22 protein-coding genes are annotated in these 17511 nt (G+C 60.6%); 6 read left to right on the top strand and 16 right to left on the bottom strand.

The genetic code is table 11. The features are described 5' to 3' along the window. Window positions 1-151: 151 nt before the first annotated feature. The 11 genes from EUU22_RS03620 to EUU22_RS03570 form a co-directional block, all read right to left on the bottom strand. On the bottom strand, window positions 152-484 hold the full coding sequence (locus EUU22_RS03620; protein WP_165351070.1) for a cupredoxin domain-containing protein: 333 nt from the start codon (window positions 482-484) through the stop codon (window positions 152-154). Further along, window positions 481-1002 carry a DUF4142 domain-containing protein gene (locus EUU22_RS03615; protein WP_129330733.1) on the bottom strand — a complete coding sequence of 174 codons (522 nt, stop codon included), beginning with the start codon at window positions 1000-1002 and terminating at the stop codon, window positions 481-483. Before EUU22_RS03615 ends, EUU22_RS03620 begins: the two co-directional genes overlap by 4 nt. An 87-nt stretch (window positions 1003-1089) precedes the next feature. After that, window positions 1090-1779 (bottom strand): RNA polymerase sigma factor, encoded by a 690-nt coding sequence (locus tag EUU22_RS03610; RefSeq protein WP_165351069.1) that lies wholly within the window; start codon window positions 1777-1779, stop codon window positions 1090-1092. Between the two features lie 158 nt (window positions 1780-1937). Next, window positions 1938-2345 (bottom strand): group III truncated hemoglobin, encoded by a 408-nt coding sequence (locus EUU22_RS03605; protein ID WP_245484899.1) that lies wholly within the window; start codon window positions 2343-2345, stop codon window positions 1938-1940. A gap of 56 nt (window positions 2346-2401) precedes the next feature. After that, a complete protein-coding gene (locus tag EUU22_RS03600) occupies window positions 2402-3187 on the bottom strand; it encodes a DUF2189 domain-containing protein (RefSeq protein WP_129330730.1) in 786 nt (261 codons plus the stop codon). A gap of 15 nt (window positions 3188-3202) precedes the next feature. Continuing rightward, the gene (locus EUU22_RS03595) at window positions 3203-3412 is read right to left on the bottom strand and encodes a hypothetical protein (RefSeq protein ID WP_245484898.1); all 210 of its coding nucleotides are present in this window, start codon (window positions 3410-3412) and stop codon (window positions 3203-3205) included. Beyond that, window positions 3409-4287: a cytochrome-c oxidase, cbb3-type subunit III gene (gene ccoP / locus EUU22_RS03590; RefSeq protein WP_129330729.1), complete on the bottom strand. Its 879-nt coding sequence runs from the start codon at window positions 4285-4287 to the stop codon at window positions 3409-3411. Before ccoP ends, EUU22_RS03595 begins: the two co-directional genes overlap by 4 nt. Before the next feature lie 2 nt (window positions 4288-4289). Next, window positions 4290-4460: a cbb3-type cytochrome c oxidase subunit 3 gene (locus tag EUU22_RS03585; protein ID WP_129330728.1), complete on the bottom strand. Its 171-nt coding sequence runs from the start codon at window positions 4458-4460 to the stop codon at window positions 4290-4292. A 1-nt stretch (window position 4461) separates the two neighbouring features. Beyond that, window positions 4462-5196 (bottom strand): cytochrome-c oxidase, cbb3-type subunit II, encoded by a 735-nt coding sequence (ccoO, locus tag EUU22_RS03580; protein WP_129330727.1) that lies wholly within the window; start codon window positions 5194-5196, stop codon window positions 4462-4464. Between the two features lie 2 nt (window positions 5197-5198). Further along, on the bottom strand, window positions 5199-6857 hold the full coding sequence (gene ccoN / locus EUU22_RS03575; RefSeq protein WP_129330726.1) for a cytochrome-c oxidase, cbb3-type subunit I: 1659 nt from the start codon (window positions 6855-6857) through the stop codon (window positions 5199-5201). A 21-nt stretch (window positions 6858-6878) separates the two neighbouring features. Next, a complete protein-coding gene (locus tag EUU22_RS03570; protein ID WP_129330725.1) occupies window positions 6879-7325 on the bottom strand; it encodes an Rrf2 family transcriptional regulator in 447 nt (148 codons plus the stop codon). A gap of 233 nt (window positions 7326-7558) precedes the next feature. On the opposite strand from EUU22_RS03570, the gene EUU22_RS03565 reads away from it, so the two are divergent. The 3 genes from EUU22_RS03565 (at window position 7559) to EUU22_RS03555 (ending at window position 9769) form a co-directional block, all read left to right on the top strand. Next, window positions 7559-8164: a carbonic anhydrase gene (locus tag EUU22_RS03565; RefSeq protein ID WP_129330724.1), complete on the top strand. Its 606-nt coding sequence runs from the start codon at window positions 7559-7561 to the stop codon at window positions 8162-8164. A gap of 170 nt (window positions 8165-8334) precedes the next feature. Continuing rightward, window positions 8335-8694 (top strand): hypothetical protein, encoded by a 360-nt coding sequence (locus EUU22_RS03560; RefSeq protein ID WP_129330723.1) that lies wholly within the window; start codon window positions 8335-8337, stop codon window positions 8692-8694. Next, the gene (locus EUU22_RS03555) at window positions 8681-9769 is read left to right on the top strand and encodes a tellurite resistance/C4-dicarboxylate transporter family protein (RefSeq protein ID WP_129330722.1); all 1089 of its coding nucleotides are present in this window, start codon (window positions 8681-8683) and stop codon (window positions 9767-9769) included. Before EUU22_RS03560 ends, EUU22_RS03555 begins: the two co-directional genes overlap by 14 nt. Window positions 9770-9887: 118 nt before the next feature. On the opposite strand, the gene EUU22_RS03550 is transcribed toward EUU22_RS03555, so the two are convergent. Continuing rightward, the gene (locus EUU22_RS03550; protein WP_129330721.1) at window positions 9888-10727 is read right to left on the bottom strand and encodes a LysR family transcriptional regulator; all 840 of its coding nucleotides are present in this window, start codon (window positions 10725-10727) and stop codon (window positions 9888-9890) included. A gap of 115 nt (window positions 10728-10842) precedes the next feature. Here EUU22_RS03550 and metB point away from each other — a divergent pair, with 115 nt between their 5' ends. Next, a complete protein-coding gene (gene metB / locus EUU22_RS03545; protein ID WP_129330720.1) occupies window positions 10843-12015 on the top strand; it encodes a cystathionine gamma-synthase in 1173 nt (390 codons plus the stop codon). A 98-nt stretch (window positions 12016-12113) separates the two neighbouring features. Then, entirely contained in the window at window positions 12114-12263 is a 150-nt protein-coding gene (locus tag EUU22_RS25165; protein ID WP_165351061.1) for a hypothetical protein, read from the top strand. A 268-nt stretch (window positions 12264-12531) separates the two neighbouring features. On the opposite strand, the gene EUU22_RS03540 is transcribed toward EUU22_RS25165, so the two are convergent. Genes EUU22_RS03540 through EUU22_RS03525 form a run of 4 tightly spaced genes read right to left on the bottom strand, consistent with a single transcriptional unit; the run spans window position 12532 to window position 16509 of the window. After that, complete coding sequence (locus tag EUU22_RS03540) at window positions 12532-13605, bottom strand: ABC transporter substrate-binding protein (protein WP_129330719.1); 1074 nt, start codon at window positions 13603-13605, stop codon at window positions 12532-12534. Window positions 13606-13638: 33 nt separating this feature from the next. After that, a complete protein-coding gene (locus EUU22_RS03535; RefSeq protein ID WP_129330718.1) occupies window positions 13639-14505 on the bottom strand; it encodes an ABC transporter permease in 867 nt (288 codons plus the stop codon). Further along, window positions 14495-15394 (bottom strand): ABC transporter permease, encoded by a 900-nt coding sequence (locus EUU22_RS03530; protein WP_129330717.1) that lies wholly within the window; start codon window positions 15392-15394, stop codon window positions 14495-14497. Before EUU22_RS03530 ends, EUU22_RS03535 begins: the two co-directional genes overlap by 11 nt. Beyond that, window positions 15391-16509, bottom strand: a complete 1119-nt coding sequence (locus EUU22_RS03525) for an ABC transporter ATP-binding protein (protein WP_129330716.1) — start codon at window positions 16507-16509, stop codon at window positions 15391-15393. The genes EUU22_RS03530 and EUU22_RS03525 overlap by 4 nt, the downstream gene beginning before the upstream one ends. A 281-nt stretch (window positions 16510-16790) precedes the next feature. On the opposite strand from EUU22_RS03525, the gene EUU22_RS03520 reads away from it, so the two are divergent. Further along, complete coding sequence (locus EUU22_RS03520) at window positions 16791-17489, top strand: GntR family transcriptional regulator (protein WP_129330715.1); 699 nt, start codon at window positions 16791-16793, stop codon at window positions 17487-17489. The last annotated feature ends 22 nt before the right edge of the window (window positions 17490-17511 follow it).

Here is a 17511-nt window from a genome sequence, read left to right as displayed (position 1 = left end):
TCCGATCCATGCAATGGCACGAGCTTTCAGAGTTAGTCCGGGCGTATTTCTTTCTGCGGACGAACACGTCGTCGGTGGCGTCGGGGCCTGCCGGTGGAGCCGGTTTCCGCCTCGCATTTGCCGGGCGGGCTGCCCGGCAAATGCTCTCTTCTCAGGCGATGACCTTGATCCGCCCCTTCATGTTCGGGTGCCATCGGCAGAAGTAGTCCACGGTGTCACCCGGCGCGACCACATGTGTCGCCGATTTTCCAGGTGGGATCAGGACCTCCCAGCCGCCCTTGACCGTGGCGGTGTGCGCAAAGGGATCCCGGTTGGTCCATTCGATGGTCTCACCGACCCCCACCTCGATTTCAGCGGGGGTGAAAGCGAGCTTCTCGACGGCGACATGCACCGTGCCGTCGTGCGCTTTGGCCACCGCTTGGACGGTCAATAGCATCGGTCCGGCAAGCAGAAGGCTTCTGCGACGGATGAGGGTTGCGGTCATTTCAGACCTGCCGCGACGTATTCGGCATGCTGCTCGTGGCCTTGGAAGAGCTTGAGGCCGGTCTCGAGCAGGCCTTTCAACTCGGCGTTCTGTGCCGAGGGTATCAGCACGGTCTCGAGTGCTCCGTTGACCTGCTTGTGGTAGGCGACCTCGTTCTCGATATAGGCCTTGTCGAAGGCAGCGCCGTCGAGCTTGGCGAGTTCTGCACGTTTGTCCTCGGCGACCTTGGCAAGCGCCTGGCTTGTGGCATTGTCCTCGGGCGTGACGTTCAGCTTCTTCACGAGCGCGAGTGCCATGTCATTCACCGCCTCATGGTCCTTCTGCATGGACTCTGCAAAGGCTTTGACATCCGCATTGGTCGTCTTGGAAAGGGCGAGCTTGGCAGCTTCGACGTCGATGACGCCGGCGCTGTAGGCGATATGAGCGATCTGAGGATCGCTCGGCGCGTCGGCGGCCGAGGCGAGCGGGGCAATGAGCATGAGGCAGGCGGCACCGGCCGCGGCGATAAGCGTTTTCATCGGGGTCTCCTTGGCGCCGGCATTATGCGTGGGCGCTTGTTTTCGGTTGGCACTGCATTTGATGCCGGCCAGTCGTGGAGGTTCCCGCTATTTTGTCAGACCGAGTCTTGCGATGACGGTTTCCATCAATCGGTCGCAGCGTGTGCCCGCAAAGGGGAAGGCGTCCGTCATGACGGGCCCGATCCGCTCCTCCAGACGGCTCCTGATCAGCCTGCGAGCGCGGTGGAGCCGCGATTTGACGGTGGCGATCGGTATGTCGAGCAGGGATGCGGTTTCCTCGACGCTCAGACCTTCGATGACCCGCGTCACGAAAACGAGGCGGAAGGTTTCGGGAAGCGCGTCGGTCGCCTCTTCCACGAGACTGAGAAGTTGTCGCTGCGCCATGATGCGCTCCGGATCGGCTGTGGGGAGGGAGCCCGGGAAGGGAAGAATGTCTGCATCTGTCGAAGGTCGTGCCGGCGCTGCGCGTTTCAGGCGTTTTTGCGCGCGCAGCCGTGCCAGGGCGGCATTGAGGGCGATCCGCGAAAGCCACGTCGACAGGGAGGCGTCTCCAGCAAAGCGGTTGAGATTGGAAAACGCACTCAGATAGGCCTCCTGCAGCACATCCTCCGCGTCAGCATTGCTGCGGATGACGGCTCGCACCAACCTGTAAAGGCGCTGGTTGTGCGTGCGAATGATCGCCCTGACGGCCTGCACGTCGCCGGAAATGGCTCGCCGTACGAGGTCGGCCTCGGCCTCGGCGCCGGTGGGAAGCATGGGCATCTGCAAGGGTGACATGGCTCTATTCTCCGTTCGTCCGGCATTGGATGCCGGCCGGGACGAAAGGTTCCGGCCTTTGCGCGTCATTCTCGAAGGCGCATCGAGACACGGGCGACTTGCGTCATCGGAAGCGTCAGGGAAACCCGTGTCCTTCGAGAGCCGCGACCTCCACGATGTCAGGACAGCGCGTCACGCGAAATCGGAACGATCCGCATAGAATCTTCACCGCGATGAAAGGCGATTGCAAGACGAAAGGAGTGGGCGATGCGAAGCGCCCGATCGAGGAAGAGATTTGCCACCTCAGGTGGGCAGAGCTGCTCGACAGTGTCTCGAAACAGCGACAACCATCGACGGAAATGCTCCTCCGCCAATTCTGGGATGGCAAGGTGGGCCGGCAGCGGGCGGCCATCATACCGGTCGGTGCGAAGAAGTGTGGCGGACCAGAAGGCGCACATCTTGTCGAGATGTGACGGCCAGTCTTGCGGTGGGATGGCACCATCGAAGATCGGAGCCAGCAGTTCATCCTTGCGAATTCTGTCGTAGAATCCGTGGACAACGGAATGAACCATCGCTTCGTCGAGCACTGCGGGAAGCGGCTTCCCGTCGATGACGATCGTTCGTTCAGGAGCGGGGCGGCCTTTCATCGGATTGCCTTGTAGCTGTGCCAGGTGCCATGGCCGAGCAGCGGAAAGATGATGATGAGCCCGAGAAACCCCGTGACGATGCCAATGACGCTCAGTGCAAGCACGATTGCGCCCCAGACGAGCATGACCGGCAGATTGCGGAAGACGAACGAGATGCTTGTGCCCATCGCCGTGAAAGCGTCCGTCCGCTCGGCTAGGAGCATCGGGATGGCGAATGTGCTGATGGCGAAGGAGAAGGCGGCGAAAAGCCCGCCGACCACGGTGCCGACGAGGATCATCCCCAGTCCTTCGGTCGTCGTGAAGAGCGTTGTCACGATACGGTCCAGTCCCGGAAAGGGGCGCAATCCCATGAAGAGCGCGTAGATGATGACGGCTGCGCGCATCCAGACCAGCATCAGCAGGCAGAGGATAGCGCCCGTGTACCAGACCTGCGCACCGGAGGCGGCCTTTACGAGGACCATGCGTCCGAGGCTGGGGTGAACACCCTCTTCGATATCCCGGCTCTTGCGATAGAGACCGATGGCGACCAGCGGGCCGACCACCATAAAGCCTGCGAGAGCCGGAAAGAGGATATAGTCGAGCTGAAGGCGAAAGAGGCTCCAGACGATCGCAGCCGAGAGCAGGAAGACGGCAAAGCCGTAGAGGAGGCTCGGAAGCGGATTGTGCCAGAGGTCGCGCCAACCTGCCGAAAGCCAGCCGAACGCGGCCTTGGCGGGCAGGTGACGTCGTCGCTGCTCGGCGAGAGGTATGCTCGTGTTGGCGGTTTTCTGCGTCGTTCCCATTTGTTCTTGCTCCTCTCAGCAGGCTGACGCTGCGGCACGATATGTGCCGTCGCTGCCTTCTGCCTTCAGGTGATCCACGCATGCGGACTGACTACCTGTTGCGACGTAGACGAGGTGGACATTTGCCCCGACAATGACGAATGCACCCACGCCGACAAGCAGCCAGGAGACGACACGCCAGTTGAGGCGCTCGCGCAGCCCGGTCTTCTCCATGACCTTACTCATTGGCGGTCTTCTCCGAGAGTGCCGACATAAAGTGCCAGCAGCTTCCTATCGACTGGGGAAAGTCGGCTTTCCCAGCTCGGCATCTGGCCTTGTCGTCCGGAATAGATCGTGGTGAAGACGGTTTGCGCGTCGCTGCCGTAGATCCAGGTCTCGTCGGTGAGATTCGGTGCGCCGATGTCGGTGTTGCCGCGAGCGTCCTCGCCGTGACACGCCGTGCAGTTCGCCGAAAAGATCTCCTTGCCGGCAGGGATCAGGGCCTTGTTGTCGGCGCTCGTCGGCAGGCCGGAGAGAGAGCGGACGTAAGCCGCGACGGCACGGACCTGCTCACGCTCGAGCGTCCCGTCCCGACCGAAGGCCAGCATCTGTGAGGTCCGCGTCTCCGCATGGGCGGAGTTTATGCCGACACGGATCGTCTCGAGGATGGCTTCCGGTTCGCCACCCCAAAGCCAGGCCTTCGCCGAAAGGTTCGGAAATCCGGGTCCACCGGTGCCTCCCGTTCCGTGACAGGCGGCGCAATTGTCGATGAAATGCGTCCGTCCGGTCTCGCGCACATGCCGCATCAGGTCCGGATCTGCCGCGATTTCACTGAGGCTCGCCTGGGCGATGCGGTCGGTCCAGGCGGCCCGGGCCGCCGCGGCATCCTCGACCTGTTTGGCGACGACCTTGCGCTGGTCAATGCCGAGCAGCCCTTTCGTGTAGGTTACCCCTAAAGGCCAGGCGGGCATGAGTATCCAATAACCGATTGCAATCAGTGTCGTGACGGCGAGAAAGAACAGGACGATCCGTGGGATTGGCGTTTCGAGTTCCTCGATGCCGTTCCATTCGTGTCCCGTCGTGCACCGCCCGGTGGCGGGATCGTGTCTCTCTTTGGCCATGCTCAGTCTCCCGGCCGATCGTCTTTGTCGAGGATGCTCTTCTTCGCGCGGTCAAATCGCTTCCGGTTGCCCGGCCAGAGCGCGTAGATCAGAATCCCAAGTGCCATGGCGACGAGGTAGAAAAGCCCCCAGCTCTTCACAAAGGCGACGACACTGTTGTGGTCGAACTCCACGTCAGTCCTCCTTCGCCGCGGTTTCCTGCCGCGCTGCCTGCGTCAGCTGACCGACGACCTGGAGGTAGGCGACCAGTGCGTCCATCTCGGTCAGCACACCCTGATTGCCGTCGAAGGCGCGCACATTGGTCGCCTCGCCGTAGCGTTCCGTCACGCCGGACGATTCAGGGCTGTCCGGTACTGCCTGGCCCCGGGCGTCGGCCGTTGCATTTTCGATCATGGCGTCCGTGTAGGGGGCTCCCACCGCGCGCTGAGCCGCGAGGTGCTCGCCGAGGTCATCGATCCGGAGTGGATTCCTCTTCAGCCAGCCGTAGCGCGGCATCACCGATTCCGGCACGACGTCACGCGGATTGAGGAGATGCGCTACGTGCCAGGCGTCTGAGTATTTGCCGCCGAGACGGGCAAGGTCCGGCCCTGTACGCTTGGAGCCCCACAGCATCGGGTGATCGTATTTCGACTCCACGGCAAGAGAGTACGGCCCGTAACGTTCCACCTCGTCGCGCAAGGTCCGGATCATCTGTGAGTGGCAGGCGTAACAGCCTTCGCGGATATAGATGTTGCGACCGGCGAGCTCGAGCGGGGTGTAGACACGCATGTCTGGCGCCGCCTCGACCGTCTCATGAATAGTAAACAGCGGGGCGATTTCGACGAACCCGCCGATTGAGGCGACGCCGACGATCGCCAGAACGAAGCCGATCGCGTTGCGTTCGATCTTGCGATGGAAAAATTCCTTCATGCTTATTCTCCTGCCTGCGTGACGCCTGGCGCGGCATAGAGCGGCACGTCGCCGTCAACCTCGGCCTTGCGGCGCCTGTGAGCCATCCGGATCGTCATCCCTACGTTGAAAGCGCAAATGACGGCGCCGGTCAGGAACAGAAGCCCCCCGAACGCACGGGCAATATAGTAGGGGTGCATGGCAACCAGGCTGTCGATGAAGGAATAGGCGAGCGTGCCGCTGTCGTTATAGGTTCGCCACATCAGGCCCTGAATGATGCCTGAGTTCCACATCGCGAAGACGTAGACGACGGTCCCGGCAAGGGCGAGCCAGAAGTGGACTTCGATCAGCTTGGGCGAGTACATGCGGTCCTGCTTCCACATCCACGGCACCAGAGCGTAGATCGATCCGAAGGTGATCATCGCGACCCAGCCGAGAGCTCCGGCGTGGACGTGGCCGACGGTCCAGTCGGTATAATGCGAGAGCGAGTTGACGGCGCGGATGGCCATGAATGAGCCCTCGAAGGTGGAAAGGCCGTAGAACACCGCGGCAACCATCATGAAGCGCAGTGTCGCGTCGTCGCGAACCCTGTGCCAGGCGCCGTTGAGGGTGGCGAGTGCATTGCCGGCGGACGCCCAGGACGGCACCAGCAGCACGATCGAGAAGGTCATGCCGAGCGTCTGCACCCATTGCGGCAAGGCCGTGTAATGCAGGTGGTGAGCGCCCGCCCACATGTACATGAAGGTGATGCCCCAGAAGCTGACGATGGAGAGCCGGTAGGAGAAGATCGGCCGCTCTGCCCGCTTCGGCAGGTAGTAGTACATCATGCCGAGGAAGCCTGCCGTCAGGAAGAAGGCAACGGCATTGTGCCCATACCACCACTGCGTCATTGCATCCTGCACGCCGGCAAACAGCGAGTAGCTCTTTGCATGGCCGAAGGAGACGGGGACCGCGAGGTTGTTGACGATGTGCAGCACCGCCACGACGAGGATAAACGCCATGTAGTACCAGTTCGCCACGTAGATATGCGGCTCCTTCCGCCGCTGCAGCGTGCGAATGTAGATCAGAAAATAGACGACCCAGACGACGACCAGCCAGATATCCGCGTACCACTCCGGTTCGGCGTATTCCTTGGACTGCGTGAGGCCCATCAGATAGCCCGTCGCGGCGATGACACAGAAGAGGTTGTATCCGATCAGGACGAACCAGGGGCTGAACTGATCCGGCAGCCGCGCGCGACAGGTACGCTGCAGCACGTGGAAGGAGGTGGCGATCAACGCATTGCCGCCGAATCCGAAGATGACGCCGGACGTGTGTATCGGGCGCAGGCGCCCAAAGCTCGCCCATGCCGAATCCACGAAGGTCAGTTCCGGCCAGGCGAGCAGGGCTGCGATCCATACGCCGACGAACATCCCGACGACGGCCCATGCGAGCGCCAGTATGATTCCAACCCGTGTCGGGTCGTCGTAATACTCCGAAAGCCGGCTCGCCGGCGGCTCGGGCGCAAAGACCACCGACAGCACCGCAGACCCCAGGCCGAGGCTGAAGACGAGGACGATGTAGCCGTGCGCGGCGAGCGGATCGCCGCGGCCGGCCACGGCCATCGCAAGCCCGATGAGGGAGAGCATACCGAGCACGACGAGGGCCAAGCGACGTTCCGTACCGGTCAGTCCCGTTACCATAAACTGTCTTCCTTTCGTAGATCAGGCGATCGCGGCATCAATGCCGAGCAGCGGACCAAGTGCGGACTTGTTGCGCACGAGGTCGGCGAGTGTGTATTTGTCGAGGACCACGAGGAAGGCGGACAGCGCCTCATGCAGCAATCCTTTGAGCCGACAGGCCGGCGAAATGGCGCAAGGCCTGCCGCAGGTCTGCATGCATTCGGCCAAGGAGAACTCTTCTTCTGTTGCCCGAACCAGCGCGCCGATTCCGATTTCCCCCGGCGGCCTCAACAATCGCAGTCCCCCCGTCCGGCCACGGGTCGTCTCCAGAAGGCCGAGGTCGCGTAGCGTCTGTGCCACCTTGATGAGATGATTGCGCGAGAGTTCGTAAGCTTCGGCGACATCCATGACCGTGCATGTGCGATCCGGCCGGGTCGCGATGTAGATCAGCATGCGCAAGGCATAGTCGGTGTGGAGGGTCATTCGCATGGGGTGATTTCCGGAGGCAGGGCCGTAGCCGAAATAAAATGGGTATTTGAAATACCACTTTTAACGCAGGATGCCCGATCATGAAAGTGCAATAACGTCGCAGGAGCGGACACAGCCCCTGTCCGACGCCCGGAATGGCCGTGCTCGGACCCCGCTTGCGACGGATTACGGATTTGACAGATGTCATTTTTCGAGGGAATAGACCCCCAGTCAATCAGAAGCGGAGCGTCGTCATGATCGAAGACCTTTTTATCCGCAACAGAGCATGGTCTGCAGAGCGCAAGGCAGAGAGGGCGGACTATTTCGAGCGCCTCTCGAAGCTGCAGGCGCCGGACTACTTGTGGATCGGCTGTTCCGACAGTCGCGTGCCGGCCAATGTGATCGCCGGCCTCGAACCGGGCGAGGTGTTCGTGCACCGCAATGTCGCCAATCTGATCCATCCGGCCGACCTCAACATGCTGTCGGTCGTAGAATATGCCGTGAACCAACTGGGCGTGAAGCACATCATCATCTGCGGGCACTACGGCTGCGGCGGCATTCGGGCCGCAGTAAGCGGAGAGCGCTTCGGGCTGATCGATCATTGGCTGCAGCCGGTTCGCGACGTGGCCGACAATCGCTTTGAGTGTCGCGAATGCTGGAGCGAGGAGGACCTCGACCGGCTGTGCGAAGCCTCCATCGCCGCGCAGGTCGAACGACTTGCCCGCACGCCGACGATGCAGGAGGCCTGGAAAGCAGGGAAGGATGTCTCTATCCACGGCTGGATCTACGGTCTTCAGGACGGGCTGCTGTCCAACCTCGATTGTACGGTGAGCGGAGGACGCCGGGGTGACGTATCCTGACCTTGGCGCTCTGCAAGCCACCGGGACCGCCGCCCTGCTGATTGAGAGGCATCGCGAAGAACGTCTGATCCTCCGTCGCGCGCTTTTGCCGGGATTGTTGTCGCGGCAGGGCGTATGCTGACCAAATGAGTCGGTGCGACACGTATGTTTCAGGCGGCGAAGTGACGAGAGTGGGATCCTATGTCTTGTGGTGCCTGGGCCGGTTCTTCGCGCCAGAACTTCGGGCCTGGCGAGGCGATATGCCTCTGTCTGCCGTATTCTGGGGCTATGGCGTCTTCCTGAGCTGCGAATTCGCGGCCTTGTATGCCCTCGCCGTCTACCTGGAACAGCTGCTGGTCCAGCAGATGCTCATAATCGCGTTCGGGATCTACACCCTGTGGATTTTGGTCGTCATCTGGCGCTGCGCGGATAATGCTGCCGCGTTCTGGGGGACGATGGCCAGGTGGCTGACCATGGCGTGGGGTCTCAACACCTTGTTCGTTCTCCTCTTTCTGCAGGTCGATCTGCTGGTGCAATATGGACACGGATAGAGGACATACGAAGGAGAATGTCCTCGCCGTCGCCGAGAGCGTCCCGCAGCACCCGATTCTTGGTGCGGCGGCCACGTTGTTCCCCGGGTATTTCGCATTGGTGATGGCGACCGGTGTGGTCTCCATCGCCTGCCAGCTCCTGGAAATGCGTATCCTTGCGCTAATGCTCGTCTTGGTAAACTGGATTGCCTATCCAGTGCTCTGGGTCTTGACGTTCGTTCGAGCGCTGCGGTTTCGCGACCTGCTCTTCCGTGACATTTCGGATCACCAGAGGGCGCCCGGATTCTTCACAATCGTTGCAAGCACCTGCGTTCTCGGAACGCAGAACATGGTCGTCCTGGGCGCGGTAGGGATCGCCACCGTGCTGTGGTGGTTCGGACTGCTTCTCTGGTTTGTGGTTATGTACACCTTCTTTACGGCCGTCACCGTACGGCGGGGCAAACCGACGCTCGCGCGAGGCATCAACGGTGCCTGGCTGATCGCCGCAGTCTCCACCCAGTCCGTAGTGGTGTTGCGGGGCGTGATCGATGTCGCAGAGGCACCGCCGGAGTTGGTCCAGTTCCAGGTGCTTGCCATGTTCCTGATCGGTTGCATGCTCTATCTCGCGATCATCCCGCTCATCTTCTACCGGCTCACCTTCATATCGCTCAGTCGCGAGGACTTTAGTCCACCCTATTGGATCAACATGGGCGCCGTGGCGATCACGGCTCTGGCCGGTTCCATTTTGGTCCTTCGCGGCGAGACCTGGCCGATGGTCGAGCCGCTCCTGCCATTTCTGAGAGGCTTTACCTTCTTCTTTTGGGCTGTCGCGAGCTGGTGGATCCCGTTCCTCTTTGCGCTTATGGCCTGGCGCTACATCTGGATGAAGGACCGGTTCACGTACGAACCTGCGGTGTGGGGAATGGTGTTTCCAATGGGCATGTACTGCACGAGCACATACCAGTTCGGCCGCGCCATGGGTTACGGGTTTCTTGATCCGGTGCCGAAGCTACTCGTCTTCGTTGCGCTGTCTGCCTGGCTCCTTGGCATGGCCGGACTCTTGCGGCGCATCAGCAGATCGCTCTTTCGTCGGTAGCTTTATCGGACTTGCGAAAGTGAGAGCGGCGTCGCGCCTTCAATCTTCGTCGGACGATTCGGTACGTGTAGGCGTCATTCACGTACTCCCTGGTCTGCCGACCGGCTGACGCGAAAGGCTAGGCTCGCGCGGCTGCTGCCACTCGCAGACCCTCGCGAAGAAGCGGCAACATTGCCGGATCGGTCCGTTCCGACGAAATCAGATAGGCCGGATAGGAAAATACGGGACTGTTGGGCACGATTTCCACCCGTCGGTCGGCAAGTTGCGGCTGAACAAATCCTTCGCGGAAGTAACCGGCGCCGCCGGCTGCGAGAATATAGTCGAGCGCCAGCGGCCCGTAACCGATGGAGACCGCGGGATTGGCGAGTTCGGGAAATGCCGCGCGGACGTTTACGGCGAATTCCTCACCCCAGTCTACGCCAACCATCTCGGCCTCGTCACCGGACGACGGTGTCCGCACGAGCACCAGGCGTTCCTCGAAGAGCAACTCGGCCACAAGTCCCGGCCTGCGCGGGGCGCCGTAGAGAACGGCCGCATCGAGAGCACCTTCCTGCACCAGCCCCAGCAATCGCTCGCCGGTTTCTATCGTCGTGCACAAGGCAATGTCCGGACACTCGCGCCGCATCCAGACGAGCCATTGCGACAGCAGTGGACTCCACAGGCTGAGTTCCGCGCCGAGCGTGATTACGGCTGCCCGGCCGGGCGGGAGCGCGACGGTGCTGCGCGCGGTCTCCCAGATCTGTACGAGACCGGCCGCAAAACGGAAAAACCGTTCGCCGGCCGGTGTCAGCCGCGCCCCGGCCTTGTTCCGCACGAATACGGCCCGCCCCAGATGCTCTTCCAGCACACGGATGCGCGCGCTCACAGCAGTCTGCGAAATGTGGAGGTTCTCTGCCGCGCCCACGAAGCTGCCAGTTTTGACGACCTCCAGAAAGGTGCGGGCGACGGCAATGTCCATGGGAGGCTTTCCTCGAAATCAGCGCAATATATTTGCGGATATATAGCAATAGAATTCATTTGCCAGTGATGTGGCTCCCCGCCATTTTCCAGCGGAAGCATCAGGAGTGGTACCAATGAGCGACAAGACGGCGCCGAGAGTTCAACCGGAAACGGTCGCCGCGGCGCATGGCGTCGCAAGTGATCCGGCTTTCCGAGCCGTGGCGTCGCCGCTCTATCTGTCAAGCACCTACGAATTCGCGGGATATGACGAACCCCGCGCGTACGACTATGGTCGCGGCGGCAACCCCACGAGAGACCTTTTGGCAGAGGCAATTGCCAAGCTCGAGGAAGGAACCGGCGCGGTCCTGACACCGAGCGGCATGGCTGCGATCGACCTTCTTGTCGGACGCCTGCCGGCCGGAAGCCTGGTTTTGGCTCCCTTCGATTGCTACGGCGGCACGATGCGACTGCTGAAGGCGCGTGCGGAACGCAGGCAAATCCACCTCGAACTGGTCGATCAATCGAATATCGATCTATTCGAAACGCATCTCGCGGCACGCCCCTCGCTGGTTCTCATCGAAAGTCCGAGCAACCCATTGATGCGCGTCGTCGACATTGCGGCGCTCTCGACGCGCGCCCGGGCCTCCGGGGCCCGTGTTGCCGTCGACAATACGTTTCTTTCACCGGCTCTTCAGAGGCCACTGTCGCTCGGTGCCGATTACGTGCTGCATTCGACGACTAAATTCCTCAACGGTCATTCCGACGTGATTGTCGGCGCCGTCATCGCCGCCGACGCCGACGAGTTTATGGCGCTGAAACACTGGGCCAACGTCACAGGAGCGGTGGCGGCTCCGTTCGATTCCTGGCTGACCTTGCGGGGGCTCAGGACCCTGTTCGTCCGGATGGGGCGGCAGGAACAGAACGCGATGGCCATCGCCGAACTGCTCAAAGCACACCCGACCGTTGCCCGCGTCCACTATCCGGGCCTCCCCGACCATCCGGACCACGCGCTTGCGGCGAGACAGCAGAAGGGCTTCGGTGCCATGATGAGCTTCGAGCTCGCCGGCGGCGTGCCGGCGGTGCAGCGTTTTCTCCGGTCGGTACGCAGTTTCACGCTCGCCGAATCTCTTGGCGGGGTCGAAAGCCTAGTGGCGCATCCCGCGACGATGACTCATCTCGACATGGGTCCCGAGGCCCGTTCGAGGGCCGGTATCGGTGACGGCCTGCTGAGGTTGTCGGTGGGGCTCGAACACATCGACGACCTGCGGGCCGGACTGGACGCGGGCCTGTCCGCTGTTGAGATGTAGCTCATCGAGACTCGTTCGGATCACCTGTTGTCGACGCTGTTGCGGCTTCACGCACCCCTAAAAGTGGTATATGCGTTACCACAATAACGGAGGTAATGATGGACCGGGATGAAGTGCGCAGGCCAATGGTCTTCTCCAGCGAGCATGTGAGCGGTCGAGATGTCGACGGCCGCAGCCTGATGCCGATGCTGATCGTTGGGCTTGTCCTGATCGCGATCGGCTATGCCGCAATCATGATTTTCGTGTAGGCGCTAGGTAAAGACACCGACGTCCTTCACTCCGACGGAAGCACGCTTCCGTGAGCAGGTGAGCCGGCCTCGTCCGGCGGAAAGTAATTTTGCGCTCGCGCCCGGTGTCCAGCCCCAATGAGTTAGGGCGGGAGCGGTTCGGTCTGCAGTGGTGTCCGGTTCCGAACGGTCTTGCCGGCCCGCCCAGGGTGAGCGAGGTTGACCGCGGACAAGCGCCGCGGCTCTTCAGCGTAACGGGAACACCAGCCGAAGGCAGACCGAGAATCCGTCAGCGAATCCACTCGTTCCACCGCTGTAGCATCATCGCAGCATTTTCATTGATCCACTCAGCATCTGGAACAATGACGTAGTCCCGCACCTCCTCGCCTTGGGGCATCGTTTGTCGAGCCTCGTCGGACATCAACGAAATGGCGTCACGACTCGGCGGTGTACATGAGAGAATTTCGCAAGCCTCGGCCTGGGCTTTCGGCGAGTTGAGCCAGAAGGCCATCAATTTCAGTGCGTTCTCGCGGTTTGGCGCATTCTTGAGGAGCGCTATCCGATCTCCTACCAGGAAGGACGCCTTGTAGGACCAGGCGATCGGAAGGCCTTCGTTTCGCATTGCCTTTGCTCGCGTTAGCCAGATCTGTCCAAGCGCGTACTCACCGTTGCGGAATCCTTGTACGCTCTGGTCACCCGTCTTCCACCAAAGGGAAACGGCCGGTCGGATCTGATCGAGTTTTGCAAGTGCGCGGTCAACATCCAGGGGAAAAAGCTTGTCGCGCGTAACGCCGTCGGCGAGAAGCGCCGCAGCCATCACGCGCCACGGATCATCGAAATTGGGGAAAGCCCGCTGGCCAGGAAATTTCTTCGTGTCCCACATGTCTGCCCAGGTCGCGGGCACCGGTCCTCCAGGAAGATCCGCTCGGTAAGCCAGGAGGGTTGCCGTCGACTGGAGAAGCACGCCGCCGGCGGAACATGCTTCGGCGCCGAGATCCTTGCGATCTGCGAACTGACGGCAGAATTCCGTCAGATCTTCTGTGACTTCACGATGCGCGTTCGATGCGGCCTGTATCTCGCCATCGAGGTACAGATCCCAGGTAACGTTTCCGGTTTTCGCCATCGCCGCAGCCTTGGAACGCATTTCCGAGTTGGTTGCGACTACCGTGACAACCTCGATGCCGGTCGCGGTCGTAAAGGGGGCAAACCAGGCTTCTTTCAATGCGCGGTCATAGGCACCACCAGTGGAGGCGATAACCACCCGTTCGCCGGCAGAAACTGGCGAAGAAATCACGGCCAAGAACAAGAATCCGGCTGCGATGGGATTGAGTGTCTTTGCAGCGCTTGGAAGGTGAGCGGTCATGAGGATGTTCCTTTCTCAATTCGGAGGTCGCGATTACGCGCTCGGCTTTCGGACATTCAGAATGTGAACCGCGCCCATCAGTAAGAGAGATGTCGCGACGAGGATCGTCGACGCTGCGGCGATGATTGGAGTCAGGTTGAAATCGATGTCCTCGAACATCTTGCGCCCGATCGACTTCCCGCCTGTGTCAGAAATGAAGAACGCCACGGTCGCTTCGTCGAAGGAGGCGAGAAAGGCAAATACAGCTGCCGCGGCGATTCCCGGCACAATGTTCGGCAGAACAACCAAGAAGAACGCCTGCAGTCTGTTCGCCCCGCAGCTCAATGCTGCCAATTCGAGTGCCGGATCGAACCTCTGGAGCGACGCTGTAACCGTGATGATCACGTAGGGAACTGCAAGTACGGTATGTGCGATAAGAAAGCCGAGAAGACTTCCGGTGAGTTGCAGCGGTGAGAACGCGAGGTAGAGTGCAACGCCGAGAATGATATGGGGTACAATCATCGGTCCGAGCGCCAGGGCTTGCAGAAAGGACCTAAACGGCAAACTCCCTCGAACGATCGCGAGTGCTGCCATTGTGCCGACGACAGTTGCGGTCGCGGTCGTGGCAAGAGCGATCTTTAGACTGAACCAGGTTGCCGCCATCCAGTCGGCATCGCCGAAGTAGGCGCTGTACCATTTGAATGTAAGACCTTGGGGAGGGAATTCGATGTAGTCGGTCTCGCTGAGCGACATCGGTATCACAATCAATGTCGGCAGGAGCAGAAAAAAGAGAATGCCTCCAATGACTGCACCAGCGATGATGATGCCTAGTCCCTTCGAGTAGGCGTGAAGGACGGGAGTGGCGAAAACGTCATGGGCGACCGGAATTCGGCCCGGCTCCTGGGTGTGATCAATAGACACTGTTCAATCCCTTGCTGCGTGATAGCGCCCGGCGAAACAGCAGGACGGATAGGAGAGTGACGGTGAGAAGAAGGGTCGAAAGGGCTGCCGCAAATGGCCAGTCGAGCAGCACCGTTGTTTGCTGGCCGATGAGCGTCGCCATCAACATGGAACTAGGTCCACCCACCAAGGCCGGGGTGATGTAAAAGCCAAGCGCAAGCACGAAGCACATCACAGAGCCGGCAAATACGCCGGGGAGGCTTAGGGGCAGTGTCACCTCGACGAATGCCCGCATTGGTCCGGCGCCGAGATTGCGCGCGGCGCGAACGTAATCGGGGGGAAGCGCACGTAGTGCCGAATAAATCGGAAGGATCATGAAGGGCATCAACACGTGCGTCATGGCGACGATGACAGCACCTTTCGAGTAGATCAGCTTGAGAGGTCCATCTACGATCCCCGTTTCGATAAATAGACTGTTGATGACGCCTTGGCGCTGCAGCAGGACCACCCATGCATAGGAGCGAATGAGGACGGAGGTCCATAAGGGGATGAAGACGCAGGCGGCGATCGCGATGGCCTTACCCCGGCTGAGCCGCGCCATGAGATAGGCAATCGGAAAACCAAGAACGAGACTCGCAACAGTCACAACTGCGGCCACCTCTACCGTGCTCGCTAGGACGCCGAGGTGAAGCGGCTCGGTGAAGATGCGCCGGTAATGGCTGAGAGTTCCGCCGGAAAAACTCAGCGCGATCAGTCGTGCAACGGGGTAGAGGAAGCCGACAACCAGTGCTGCAATCAGCGGAGCGGCCAAACCTATGGATGTGGCTTGGGAATAGAATCGCGGCGATGATGACATTGTTCGACCGGACGAGGGAGCGCGTCGTTTGGATGTCGATGCATGGTTCGTCATGCTGCGCACCTCTCTGCCATCGGGAAGACATGCACGGCAGCGTCATCGAGGATAACGTCCACCTCGTCGTCCTTCTGGAATGGCACCAATCCGTCGGCAGCAATCTGCACCTGCAGGTTGGTCCCCGGTTGGTCGACAAGGCGGATGAGGTAGATATAAGTTGAGCCGACGAAGACAGTGGCATCCAGGATTCCCGGCAGCGCAGCCAAACCGCCGTGGCCTCGCTTTGCAATGCGCGTTCGTTCTGGGCGGATCGCCAAGCGGAGGGTTGTGCCCGCCCTGTGTTCTTTCGCGTGACCGCCCGGTGTTTGACGGAGACTGATCACGGTTCTCTCCGACAAGCGGACAGTAGTTCGCTCGGTCGTGCAGTCGAGGCACTCGCCATCGACAAAGTTCATTCGGCCAATGAAGTCCGCGACAAACTCACTCTTCGGTTGCCGATAGAGCTCGCTCGGCGTGCCGAGCTGCATCAAGCGCCCATCGGCCATGATGGCCACGCGGTCCGACATTGTCAGCGCTTCATCTTGATCGTGCGTTACATAGACGACCGTGGCGCCAAGCCGCTCCTGCAGCCGCTTGATTTCGAACTGCATCGCCTCACGCAATTTCTTGTCGAGCGCGCCGAGCGGCTCATCCATCAGAAGGACGGGCGGCTCGAACGCCAGGGCGCGCGCTACGGCGACGCGCTGCTGCTGACCACCGGACAGCTGATTGGGGTAGCGCTCGGCGTAGCTCGTGAGTTGTACGAGTTCCAGCATCTCGTCGACTCGTCGCGCGATTGCAATCTTTTGCATCCGACGCCTCATTCGGAGCGGGAAACCGATGTTCTGCCGGATCGTCAGGTGTGGAAAAAGGGCGTACTTCTGGAACACCATTCCGATGTTCCGGTGGTTGGGCACTAGGGAGGTCACGTCCCGGCCTCCTATGGTTATCCTGCCGGCGCTCGGGACCTCGAAACCAGCGATCATGGTCAAGGCTGTTGTCTTTCCAGATCCTGATGGCCCCAAAAGGGAGACGAACTCCCCGGCCGCGATGTTGAGCGACAGGTCGCGAACCGCAACGGTCTCCCCGTACCGCTTTTGAAGTCCTGCAAGAGTCAAAGATTGACCGATCAATTCTGTATTCCTTTCAGCTGTAGACGCTCGCCGGCGCATTCTCCTTGGGCTGCGGCCGTGGCCAGACCGCAATCAGGTGCCTCCATCCGACCTGTGACAGGTCAGGATTATCTGCTTGTTGCTGAGACGTGGGTGTCACGCTGGCCGCCTGAGCTGGTTTGCGTGACGGTGTGTGCGAAAGCTGCTAATAGGGATTGATGTGACAAAAACTTTGCAAATCCTTCACACGCTGTTTTTGTTGCATCAAAAATTCGCAGTGTCAACCGACTTTGGGGGGAGAAATGGCCGATAAGGCGACCGAACTGTCAGATCTTGAACGAGCCTCTGAGAGGCTCGGTGATGCCGCCTATCGGCAATTGAAGGAACGCATCATCCGCGGCGTCTATGGGCCGGGGCACAAATTGACAGTGCGAGCTGTCGCCCAGGATCTCGATGTGAGTACAACGCCTGCGCGCGACGCGATCAATCGACTGACCAGCGAGGGCGCGCTCGTCTATACCGGACCGAAGACGGTCGTCGTCCCAGTCCTTGATGCGGCCGCACTGCGAGAAATAACGCTTACGCGCTTGGCGCTGGAGGGGCTTGCGTCAGAACAGGCTGCTCAGCGCGGGGCTCCGGAAAGTGTCGAGAGGCTGAAGTCTTTGCAAGAACTTATCAATTCCGCCCTCGATGAGAGGCGCTATGCCGAGGCGCTGTGGCACAACAAGGAATTCCATTTCACAATCTATCGCCTTTCCGCGCTTCCCCATCTTGTCTCAATGATCGAGAGTCTATGGTTGAGGATTGGGCCGTCCTTGCACAATCTCTACCCAGAGTTTGCCGAGGAGAAGTACGGTGTTCGTAACCACGAACTTGCCATAGAGGCCTTAGAGGAGCGCGATGGCGCAAGTCTCCGGGCGGCCATGGAGAATGATATTCGCGATGGATATCGCCGCCTGAAGCGCGCCAATCAGGAGAGGGGTGCTGGTTCTCTGGCATAAGATTTTTGTTGCATGGACTTGA

Source organism: Ciceribacter ferrooxidans, from assembly GCF_004137355.1.
In the GTDB taxonomy this organism is placed as follows: Bacteria; Pseudomonadota; Alphaproteobacteria; order Rhizobiales; family Rhizobiaceae; genus Allorhizobium; species Allorhizobium ferrooxidans.
The sequence above is the reverse complement of the archived record's forward strand: the minus strand, read 5'-3'. Positions and strand labels throughout refer to the sequence as shown.

Excerpts from the sequence above, each read along its gene's own strand:
- EUU22_RS03595 (WP_245484898.1), bottom strand. The coding sequence starts at position 3,412 with ATGAGTAAGGTCATGGAGAAGACCGGGCTGCGCGAGCGCCTCAACTGG.
- EUU22_RS03615 (WP_129330733.1), bottom strand. The coding sequence starts at position 1,002 with ATGAAAACGCTTATCGCCGCGGCCGGTGCCGCCTGCCTCATGCTCATT.
- EUU22_RS03555 (WP_129330722.1), top strand. The coding sequence starts at position 8,681 with ATGGACACGGATAGAGGACATACGAAGGAGAATGTCCTCGCCGTCGCC.
- EUU22_RS03520 (WP_129330715.1), top strand. The coding sequence starts at position 16,791 with ATGGCCGATAAGGCGACCGAACTGTCAGATCTTGAACGAGCCTCTGAG.
- EUU22_RS03570 (WP_129330725.1), bottom strand. The coding sequence starts at position 7,325 with ATGCGAATGACCCTCCACACCGACTATGCCTTGCGCATGCTGATCTAC.
- ccoP (WP_129330729.1), bottom strand. The coding sequence starts at position 4,287 with ATGGCCAAAGAGAGACACGATCCCGCCACCGGGCGGTGCACGACGGGA.
- EUU22_RS25165 (WP_165351061.1), top strand. The coding sequence starts at position 12,114 with ATGGACCGGGATGAAGTGCGCAGGCCAATGGTCTTCTCCAGCGAGCAT.
- EUU22_RS03620 (WP_165351070.1), bottom strand. The coding sequence starts at position 484 with ATGACCGCAACCCTCATCCGTCGCAGAAGCCTTCTGCTTGCCGGACCG.
- EUU22_RS03565 (WP_129330724.1), top strand. The coding sequence starts at position 7,559 with ATGATCGAAGACCTTTTTATCCGCAACAGAGCATGGTCTGCAGAGCGC.
- EUU22_RS03610 (WP_165351069.1), bottom strand. The coding sequence starts at position 1,779 with ATGTCACCCTTGCAGATGCCCATGCTTCCCACCGGCGCCGAGGCCGAG.
- metB (WP_129330720.1), top strand. The coding sequence starts at position 10,843 with ATGAGCGACAAGACGGCGCCGAGAGTTCAACCGGAAACGGTCGCCGCG.
- EUU22_RS03600 (WP_129330730.1), bottom strand. The coding sequence starts at position 3,187 with ATGGGAACGACGCAGAAAACCGCCAACACGAGCATACCTCTCGCCGAG.
- EUU22_RS03530 (WP_129330717.1), bottom strand. The coding sequence starts at position 15,394 with ATGACGAACCATGCATCGACATCCAAACGACGCGCTCCCTCGTCCGGT.
- ccoN (WP_129330726.1), bottom strand. The coding sequence starts at position 6,857 with ATGGTAACGGGACTGACCGGTACGGAACGTCGCTTGGCCCTCGTCGTG.
- ccoO (WP_129330727.1), bottom strand. The coding sequence starts at position 5,196 with ATGAAGGAATTTTTCCATCGCAAGATCGAACGCAACGCGATCGGCTTC.
- EUU22_RS03540 (WP_129330719.1), bottom strand. The coding sequence starts at position 13,605 with ATGACCGCTCACCTTCCAAGCGCTGCAAAGACACTCAATCCCATCGCA.
- EUU22_RS03550 (WP_129330721.1), bottom strand. The coding sequence starts at position 10,727 with ATGGACATTGCCGTCGCCCGCACCTTTCTGGAGGTCGTCAAAACTGGC.